The sequence below is a fragment of the Desulfobaculum sp. genome, from assembly GCF_054921475.1.
In genome coordinates this window covers 1-9772 of the sequence record NZ_JBUDSW010000131.1, presented here as the reverse complement: position 1 = coordinate 9772, position 9772 = coordinate 1, and the positions used below count along the sequence as shown (strand labels likewise).

The window sequence follows — 9772 nt, the reverse complement described above, 5'->3', positions numbered from 1 at the left end:
GGCCGCCCCCCTCTTAGGGAGCGTCGTATGACGATGGCTTACGGGAGCTTATTTGCCCTTACGGCCGTCGTCGCATGCGTCGCCGGATTCGGGGCGGGCATGCTCGGGGGTTGCGGCGGTGGCGCACTGTTCGCCAGCTTCGCCACCCTTCAGCTCAACGTCGTCAGGGCTGACGACCTTGGGGCCTTCGAGCGCTGCGAGAGACTTGTAGTACTCGAAGCGGTGCATGTACTGCTGCTCGATGGCTGCGCGGAGCTTCTTGGACTCCTCGGGGAAGGTACGTTCCAGCAGGCCGTAGCGGTTTTCGCCGCCCATGAACTCCTGGATGGATCCGTCGGGGTCCTTGGACTCGAAGATGAAGGGGTTCTTGCCTTCTTCTGCGAGCTCGGGGTTGTAGCGGTACAGGGGCCAGTAACCGGACTTGACGGCCAGTTCCTGCTCGTACTGGGAGCGGCCCATGCCCTTACGGATGCCCTGGTTGATGCAGGGGGCGTAGCAGATGATCAGGGAAGGACCGGGGTAAGCTTCTGCTTCCTTGATGGCCTTCATCATCTGCTGCTTGTTGGCGCCCATGGCCACGGAGGCCACGTAGACGTAACCGTAGGTCATAGCCATCTGGCCGAGGTCCTTCTTGCCGGTCTTCTTACCGGAGGCAGCGAACTTGGCGATGGAGCCGAGGGGCGTTGCCTTGGAGGACTGACCACCGGTGTTGGAGTACACCTCGGTGTCCATGACGAACACGTTGACGTCTTCGCCGGAAGCGAGGATGTGGTCCACGCCGCCGAAGCCGATGTCGTAGGCCCAGCCGTCGCCACCGAAGACCCAGAAGGACTTCTTGGTGAAGAGGTCTTCCATGGAGAAGATCTCGTCGAGGAGCGCGGTGGGAGCCACTTCGCACAGCTGGCCGCGGAGCTGATCGCCGTACTTCTTGGAGAGGTCGGCGTCGTCCTTGTTGTCCAGCCAGTTCTGCATGGTTTCTTTCAGCTCGGCCGGGATGTCGGAAGCGATGGCTTCCTGCACGAGGTCGGCGAGCTTGTTGCGGCGCTGGATGACACCCATGGACATGCCGTAACCGAATTCGGCGGCGTCCTCGAACAGGGAGTTACCCCAGGTCGGGCCGTGGCCGTTGCGGTTGGTGCAGTAGGGGGTGGTGGGTGCGGAAGCGCCCCAGATGGAGGAGCAACCGGTGGCGTTGGCGATGACCATGCGCTCACCGAAGAGCTGGGTCAGCACCTTCACGTAGGGGGTCTCACCACAGCCAGCACAGGCGCCGGAGAACTCGATGAGCGGCTGGAAGAACTGGGAGTTCTTCACGTTGTCGCGCTTGGCGAGCAGGTCGCTCTTGTCGCTGATGTTGGCGGAGGCGAAGTCGAGGTTCTCCACCTGAGCGTCGAGCTGGGTGTGCAGGGGCTTCATGACGAGAGCCTTGTCCTTGGCGGGGCAGATGTCTGCGCAGTTGCCGCAGCCGAGGCAGTCCTGAGCGAAAACCTGCATGCGGTACTTCATGCCCTTCATTTCCTTGGGGGCCTTCACGTCGATGGTTGCGAAGGTCTCGGGGGCGCCGTCCAGCTCATTCTCATTAGCCACGAAGGGACGAATGGCGGCGTGGGGGCACACGAAGGAGCACTGGTTGCACTGGATGCAGTTTTCGGGGATCCACTCGGGCACGTTGATGGCAACGCCGCGCTTTTCAAAGGCAGCGGTGCCAACAGGAGCCAGACCGTCAGCCTCGAAGGCGGACACGGGCAGATCGTCGCCCTTCTGGGCGAGGATGGGACGAACCACGTCGGTGATGTACTCGGGCTCGGCCTTGCCGCCGCAGCAGCAGTCGTCGGCAGCGGTCAGCCAGGACTCGGGCACCTTGACCTCGACGATAGCGTCGGCGGCCTTGTCCACAGCCTGGTGGTTCATGTTGACGATCTTTTCGCCCTTCTTGCCGTAGGCCTTGACGATAGCGTCCTTGAGGAGCTTCACGGCCTGATCGAAGGGAATGACGTTGGCGAGCTTGAAGAACGCGGTCTGCATGACCATGTTGATACGGCCGCCAAGGCCCACTTCGCCAGCGATCTTCACGGCGTCGATGGTGTAGAACTTGAGCTTCTTCTCAGCGATTTCGCGGCGGAGGGAAGCGGGGATTTCTTTTTCCATCTCCTCAACGGACCAGGGGCAGTTCAGCACGAACACGCCTTCGTCCTTGATGCCGTCCAGCAGGTCGTACTGGTGCACGTAGGCCGGGTTGTGACAGGCCACGTAGTCGGCATGGTTGATGAGGTAGGTGGACTGGATGGGCTTTTCACCGAAGCGCAGGTGAGAGATGGTGATACCGCCGGACTTCTTGGAGTCGTAGGCGAAGTATCCCTGTGCGAACATGTCGGTGTTGTCGCCGATGATTTTGATGGCGCTCTTGTTGGCGCCAACGGTGCCGTCGGCACCCAGGCCCCAGAACTTGCACTGCACGGTGCCTTCGGGGGTGGTGTCGACCACGTCGGACACTTCGAGGGAAGTGTGGGTGACGTCGTCGTTGATGCCCACGTTGAACTTGGTCTTGGGCTGGTTCACCTTCATGTTGTCGAAGATGGCCTTGACCATGCCGGGGGTGAACTCCTTGGAGCCCAGGCCGTAGCGGCCGGCAACGATGGTGGGCATTTCGCCGCGTTCCATGAAAGCGGTGCAGACGTCCTGGTAGAGCGGATCGCCCAGTGCGCCGGGTTCCTTGGTGCGGTCGAGCACGGTGATGGAGGTGGCGGTAGCCGGCACCACGGACAGCAGAGCGTCGGTGGACCAGGGGCGGAACAGGCGCACCTTCACGAGGCCAACGCGCTCGCCCTTGGCGACGAGGTGGTTGATGACCTCTTCGATGGCTTCACAGCCGGAGCCCATGGCGATGATGACGCGCTCAGCTTCCTCGTGGCCGACGTAGTCGAACAGGCGGTAGCGGCGGCCGGTGATGGACTCGACCTTCTTCATGTTCTCCAGAACGATGGAGGGCAGCTCGTTGTAGAACGAGTTACATGCCTCGCGGCCCTGGTAGTAGATATCGGGGTTCTGGGCGGTGCCGCGAATCTCGGGGTGTTCCGGATTGGCTCCGCGCTGGCGGAACTCTTCGATGGCTTCCCAGTTAACGATCTTCTTGATGTCCTCGTAGTCGATGACTTCGATCTTCTGAATCTCATGAGAGGTACGGAAGCCGTCAAAGAAGTGCATGAACGGAACGTTGCTGTCGATGGCGGACAGGTGCGCGACCAGAGCGAGGTCCATGGCTTCCTGCACGGATGCGGAGGCCAGCATGGCGAAGCCCGTCTGGCGGCAGGCCATGACGTCCTGATGATCGCCAAAGATGGACAGAGCGTGCGCGGCAAGAGCGCGTGCGGAGACGTGGAACACGCCGGGCAGCAGCTCGCCGGAGATCTTGTACATGTTGGGGATCATCAGCAGCAGACCCTGAGACGCGGTGAACGTAGAGGTCAGCGCGCCGGCAGCCAAGGAACCGTGAACGGCACCAGCGGCGCCCGCCTCGGACTGCATCTGCTTGACGTTCACAATCTGGCCGAAGATGTTCTTGCGGCCCTGTGCTGCCATTTCATCAGCCACCTCGCCCATTGTGGACGACGGGGTGATGGGATAGATGGCGGAACAGTCGGACAGCGCATATGCGATATGCGCAGTGGCTGTATTGCCATCCATGGTCTTCATGTGTTTAGGCATAAATCCTCTCCTTAAGATTCATGAAACGGTTTCCGATGCATCGGCACGGAACCCGCGGACATGTGGGAAAAGCGCCACAAAGCCAACAAGAACCGTGCCAGAACCTTACCATTTCTTTTTCCCTGCAAAACCGGGAAATTGGCGATAAACCGTACGAACCCACCAGCCACTTCCGCGGCCGGAAAGTCTGTTTTTTCGGACGAAATGCCCGCGCACCTGTTTATTCGCTCAACCAGTGGCATACAGCCACTACCATCTTCTTCCTTCCATTTCGAGTATAAGTTGTCCACAAAAAATCCGCCGAAGCGCTGAAATCAACGGGTGGACGGCATCCGCCCCCCGGGACCGGCCCGCGGTCTGTTTTTTCGGACAAAGTGTCAGCTGTCTGAAAAAAAGGACAGCCGAAACATCATTTTGAGGAGATGCCCATCTTCTTCAGCAGCGCGTAATAATGCGAGCGAGAAAGACCGGAAATCTCAAGAATTGTAGACAGTTCGCCGTCATAGCGCTGGAGAAGATACTCCAGATAATGCTTTTCCATGCGGGACTTGAAGTCCTTGAGGCTGGGCACCTCGCCGTCAAACTGCGCCTCCAGCCACGAGGCGGCGTCCTGCGCCGGGCCACCGGCAGGCGGCATGCCGGGCGCGCCGGATGCGGGCTGGTCGTCCTTGCCGCCCTCCAGCGTGGCCTTGGCAACCTTGATGCGCACGTCCTGCGGCAGATGCATGGCGTACAGCGTCTTCTCCTGCCCGGAGGCCACAAAGGCGCGCTCCAGCACGTTGAACAGCTCGCGGACGTTGCCGGGCCAGCCATAGGCTCCAAGCACATCAAAAAAGTCCGACCCAAAGCCCTTGACGGGCAGCTTGTAGTCCTCGCACAGCTTGTTGATATGATGAATGGCCAGCGGACGGATGTCCTCGGCGCGGCTGCGCAGGGGCGGCAACTCAATGGTGATGGTCTTGAGGCGGAACAGCAGGTCCTCGCGGAAGTCGCTGTCCCGGACCATGGACTCAAGGTCCTTGTTGGTGGCCGCAATAAGGCGGAAGTCGCTCTTTTCCTCCTGCGTTGACCCCACGGGCCTAAAGCGCTTTTCCTGCAAAACGCGCAGGAAGGACTTCTGGAGGGAAAGGGGCATCTCGCCAACTTCGTCGAGGAACAGGGTGCCGCCGTCGGCCATTTTGACCAGGCCGGTACGGTCCTTGTCCGCGCCGGTGAACGCGCCCTTGCGGTGGCCGAAGAGCGTACTCTCCACCAGCGTTTCGGTGAGGGAGGCGCAGTCCACCACCACAAAACGCCCGTCGCGGCGGGGACCGTTTTCGTGGATGGTGCGGGCTGTGAGTTCCTTACCTGTGCCGGTCTCGCCGGTGATAAGGGTGGACGAGGCCGAGCGCGCGGCCTGCGCCATCTGGTCAAAGACGGTGTGCATGCCGGGGCCATGGCCCACCACATTTTCAAGGTTCAGGGCAATGACCGGAGCTTCGGCGCGCTTTTCCTCGCGGTATTTGAGGGCGCGCTGCACGCTGAGCATGGTCTGCTTGATGGGCGTTGGCTTGACCAAATAGTCCCACACACCGCCCTGAATAGCCAATTCCGCCCCATCCGGGTCACCCTGCCCGGTGAGGATAATGACTTCCGGCGAACCGGGGATGGATTTGATTTCGGGAAGCGCATCCAGTCCGTTGCCGTCGGGCAGACGGACGTCGAGGAAGACCACGTCGAAGTCGCGCTCGCGCATGGCCCGCAGGCCATCAGCCAGCGTGCCCGCGGTTTCGCAGTGCAGGAGCATACGCCCCAGCAGGCTCTCCATGGTCCCGCGGACCTCGGGGTCGTCGTCCACAACGAGGATGTTCCCGAAGATGTTCTCGTCATTGAGCATTGGTCTGCAAGATTTCCCTTATGGCTTCGGACAGGGTGTTTCTGTCGTAGGGTTTAAGCACAACCTTCACGATGTTTGGCATGGCCTGCGCCGCCTGCACCGCCCGCTCGCGTCCGGAGACCATGAGCACGGGCATGTCGGGCGACACCTCGGCAAGACTGCGGGCCAATTCCACACCGTTTTGCCCCGGCATGTCATAGTCCGTGATGACGAGGTCAAACGGCGTGTCGTCGTGGGCGATGCGGTCCAGCCCGGCTGCCGCGTCGTGCACGGGCACCACACGGTATCCCAGCATTTCCAAAACGCGGGGGATGGTGGCCAGCTGGTCCGGGTCGTCTTCGACGAAGAGGATGCGTCCCTGTCCGGGAGTTGCGGATACCACGCTCCCGGCACTCTCGCCAGTCTCTTTTGCCACGCGCGGCAATCTGACGACGAAAGCGGTCCGCATTCCCGGCGCGCTGGTCACTTCCACACTGCCCTTGTGCACCTTGATGATGCCCAGCACCACGGCGAGACCAAGGCCGGTTCCCTCGGCCTTGCCCTTGGTGGTAAAGAACGGATCAAAAATCTTGTCCACAATCTCGGGCGGAATGCCGGGGCCATTGTCCGCCACGGTCAGCACCGCATAACTGCCCGGCGGCAGGTTGCGCAGCTCGGAGGTGGAGACGTCGATTTCCTCGGTCTCCAGCGTAATCTCCAGCCGCCCGCCCGTGGGCCGCAGCGCGTGGAAGGCGTTGGTGCACAGGTTCATCACCACCTGATGAATCTGCGTCGGGTCCGCAAGGCAGGTGCCCATTTCATTGCCTATCTGCGTGGTGACCTTGATATTGCGCGGCAGAGAGGCCTTGAGCAGGCCCACGGCGTCGCGCACCACGTCCTCAATCTTGACATATTGGAAGCCCTCCTGCGAGGGGCGCGAGAAGGTCAGAATTTTTTTGACCAATCCACTGCCGCGCTGCGCGGCCTTGAGCACGCGCTCCAAATCCTGCCCCGCCGGGGTCTGGGTGTCCACATCCAGCTGGGCCAGCTCCGTGGAGTTGATGATGGATGTCAGGATATTGTTGAAATCATGGGCAATGCCGCCCGCCAGCGTGCCGATGGCTTCCATCTTTTGCGACTGGAGCAGCTGCTTTTCAAGGTTGGCTTCCTTGGTGACGTCCTCGCCCGTGGTCAGGGTGCCCATGACATTGCCCTTCTCGTCGAGCAGGGGCACCTTGTTCACTTCCAGCACGCAGGTCTGGCCCTTGGCGTTGATGACCGTGCGGCGCTGGCGGCGGATGGGGCGCTCCGTCTCCATGACCTGCCTGTCCAGCGGCTCATCCCATTGCAGATAGTCATTGAGCACCGGGATGGCGGATTCCTTGCGCCCAATAATCTTGCTGGGCGAGGCAAGGCCAAAGAAATCCGCAAAGTAGCGGTTTGCGCCAAGGTAAATCTGCTTGCGGCCCTTCCACGTCACCAGCATGGGGATGGTGTCCATGAGGATTTCCTGAAAGGACAGCTGCTTTTCCATCTCCATCTCCGCCATGCGGCGGCGGGCGATATTGCGCACAAGAAACAGCGTCGTCACCATCAGCAGGAAGAAACTCACCATGATGGTCCAGAACAGCCCGCGGTCCACCTCGTAAAACGCCTTCGGCGCGTTGACGATGATGCTGTCCACGGGCAATTCGCTCTCATCAATGCCCATCTTCTGCAACTGGTTGTAGTCGAATTCGAAACGGCTGGGGGTGGAATGCACCACGGGGATATCCCCAGCCCGCTCACCGCCAAGCACGCGCAGGGCGAGTTCTGCGGCCTTGCGCCCATGCTCCTGCCCGGAAAGCAGCTTTCCGCCAACAATCCCATGCCCTAGGAGAAACTCCCAACTGGAGTAGATGGGCGACGACGTATTCCGAGACGCAATCTCCAATAGCTCCGCCGCGGAATAAAAGCGCCCCTTGATGGACTGATAGAAGGGGATGAAGAAGAAAAACGTGTCGTCCGAGGCCTCGCGCACCTGCTTGCGCAGTTCGTCGGTGTCGAATCCGGACCAGTACTCCACGTCCAGCCGGTCCTTGAAGCGGGGGGTGGCGTCCAGCAGCTGGTTTCGGATGGCCACACCGGTAACGGATTCATCACCGATAATGACAAGGCGCTTCTTTTCAGGGTGGAACTTCAGGGCGATGCCGAGGGTATCGGCCACGTCAAAGTTTTCCACCACACCCGTCATGTCGCGCCCGGAGATCACCTCGGGCGAAAAGTCGTTGATGCCGCAGAATACTGCCGGAACGCCGGGAAACAGCTCCGCCCCGCGCTCAAGATAGAAATTGAATGCGTTATTGTCGGACAGGACAATGACGTCAAAGTGCATGCCCCGGAATTTGCGCTTGTACAAATCGCCAAGCAGGGACGACAGGAAGCCGAGTTCGTACTTCTTGTAGTCCATGTACTCCACCTGCAACTCCACCTCGCTGTGGCCCTGCAAGCCTTCGCGCAGTCCCTCGAATATATCGTCGGACCACGAATACCCGTCATGGTAGGAGTTCAGGTACAGGATATTCCCCCGCACCGGAGCCGCGCCCGCGTCACCGCCAAACGGCAGCACACACACAAGCGCGCAGAGCACAGGCAGCACCAGCCGCAAAATACGCCTCTTCATCCCAAACCTCAGATGCTGATTTCATGTATTGCCATCGCAATATAATTGCGCTTACAACGATATGGCCGTTTACGAAAAGTGTTGGCCCGCAGTGGTTTTTTGCAATGGCAGTGCCACAGTGCACCCCCCATGCCCACACGCGTCAGCTTCAGCATGCCCGCTTTTGCGCGCAAACGGAAGGCCAAGACACACACCGGGAACGGCAACGGGTCTATGGCGCGCTGCTGTGCGAAGCCGCGTCGCAGACGGCTCCGCGGCCCCCGCATTGGACGTGCGGAAGACGCGCTCCTGCGCACCAGTCCAGCCAGCCTTTCCCATGGGAAATACCTATCAATTCCCAGCCTAATAGGGAGACACCCCTATTTTCTTGGCAATGGCATTGACATAACGTAAACGGTGTTTGTAATAGGTCGTTCCTTTTTTGCGCGCTATCTCGGGGGGGAAGGAGCGCGGGACACACCCCTTGCTTTTATTATTTTGGAAATATTTCCTTGTGGCCATGTCGGCCACATCCTGTTCACGACCACCCAATCGCAGGGGCGCGCCGCTGGCCGCTTGCTGAGACGGAGGGGGAATTGGCGACTCGTAATGACTCTAGCTCTACGGAGCGCCTGCTGAGGACGATCCGGGGGGACGCCTCATCAGCACCGTCAGCTCACGTGGCTGAGACGACGGCGTCAACCGTTCAATCGGCAGACGGCTCCACATCACCAAAGGACACACGCGGCGCTCTGCGTGGCGGCAAGGCCAAGGGCATCACCCTTGGGCTGGACATTGCCCCGTACGCGCTGCGCATTGCCGTTATGGAACGCAGCGGCGGCCGCACCATGCTCCGCACCCTGCGCGAAGCCCCCTACCCGCCGCAAGCCGGACCGGGCAGCGCGGGCTTTGCCGAGTTCCTTCGCATGCAAATTTCCGCCGTTGCAGGCAGCGCCAATCCCGACATCTGGGTGCTTGTCCCCACTGCGGAGGCCGACCTGTGGCGCGTGCGCATCCCCAAGGTGCCCAAAAAGCGCGAATCCGAAACATTCTGCTGGGCCATCAAGCGCGACAAGTCCATCAATGAAGCCGAACAGCTTCTGGACTTTGAAGTGCAGGGCGAGGTGCTGGACAAGGGCATCCCCAAGTTGCAGGCCATCGCCTACACCGTGCCCCGCAAGGCCCTCAAACGCTCCGTGGATATGCTGCGCGATGCCGGCTTTGAGCCCGCAGGCGCGACCATCCCGCCGCTGGCCCTGCAAACCGCCATCCGCTCTACGGATTTGGCGCGCGGCGCCGGAACCTGCGCCTCGGTCTTCATCGGCCGCGGCTGGTCGCGCATTGATGTCTTTGACGGTGACAACCTTGTCATGAGCCGCGGCATCAAGGCCGGTCTGGGCAGCATGGTGGAGGAGCTTCAGGCCGCCTACTCCATGCCCGCAGTCGCCCCGCAGCCGGCGGAGGACGATGTTCCGGTCATTGATCTGGACATGGAAGCCACAGACGACGCGCCAACCTCACTGGATGGCGTTGACTTTGAGCTTGAGGTCCACCCCGAGGAGCCAGCGCCC

4 protein-coding genes are annotated in these 9772 nt (G+C 60.8%); 1 reads left to right on the top strand and 3 read right to left on the bottom strand.

The window, feature by feature from the left end; genetic code table 11:
- Positions 1–48 precede the first annotated feature (48 nt).
- From nifJ to ACY69P_RS09780, 3 genes are all read right to left on the bottom strand, one after another.
- Positions 49–3705, bottom strand: coding sequence for a pyruvate:ferredoxin (flavodoxin) oxidoreductase (nifJ, locus tag ACY69P_RS09790; protein ID WP_462327328.1), 3657 nt, complete (start codon positions 3703–3705; stop codon positions 49–51).
- A gap of 409 nt (positions 3706–4114) precedes the next feature.
- Positions 4115–5581, bottom strand: coding sequence for a sigma-54-dependent transcriptional regulator (locus ACY69P_RS09785; RefSeq protein ID WP_462327327.1), 1467 nt, complete (start codon positions 5579–5581; stop codon positions 4115–4117).
- Entirely contained in the window at positions 5571–8222 is a 2652-nt protein-coding gene (locus ACY69P_RS09780) for an ATP-binding protein (protein ID WP_459900919.1), read from the bottom strand. Before ACY69P_RS09780 ends, ACY69P_RS09785 begins: the two co-directional genes overlap by 11 nt.
- A gap of 659 nt (positions 8223–8881) precedes the next feature.
- On the opposite strand from ACY69P_RS09780, the gene ACY69P_RS09775 reads away from it, so the two are divergent.
- Positions 8882–9772: hypothetical protein (locus tag ACY69P_RS09775; RefSeq protein ID WP_462327326.1), on the top strand; the 891-nt coding region annotated here is incomplete at its 3' end.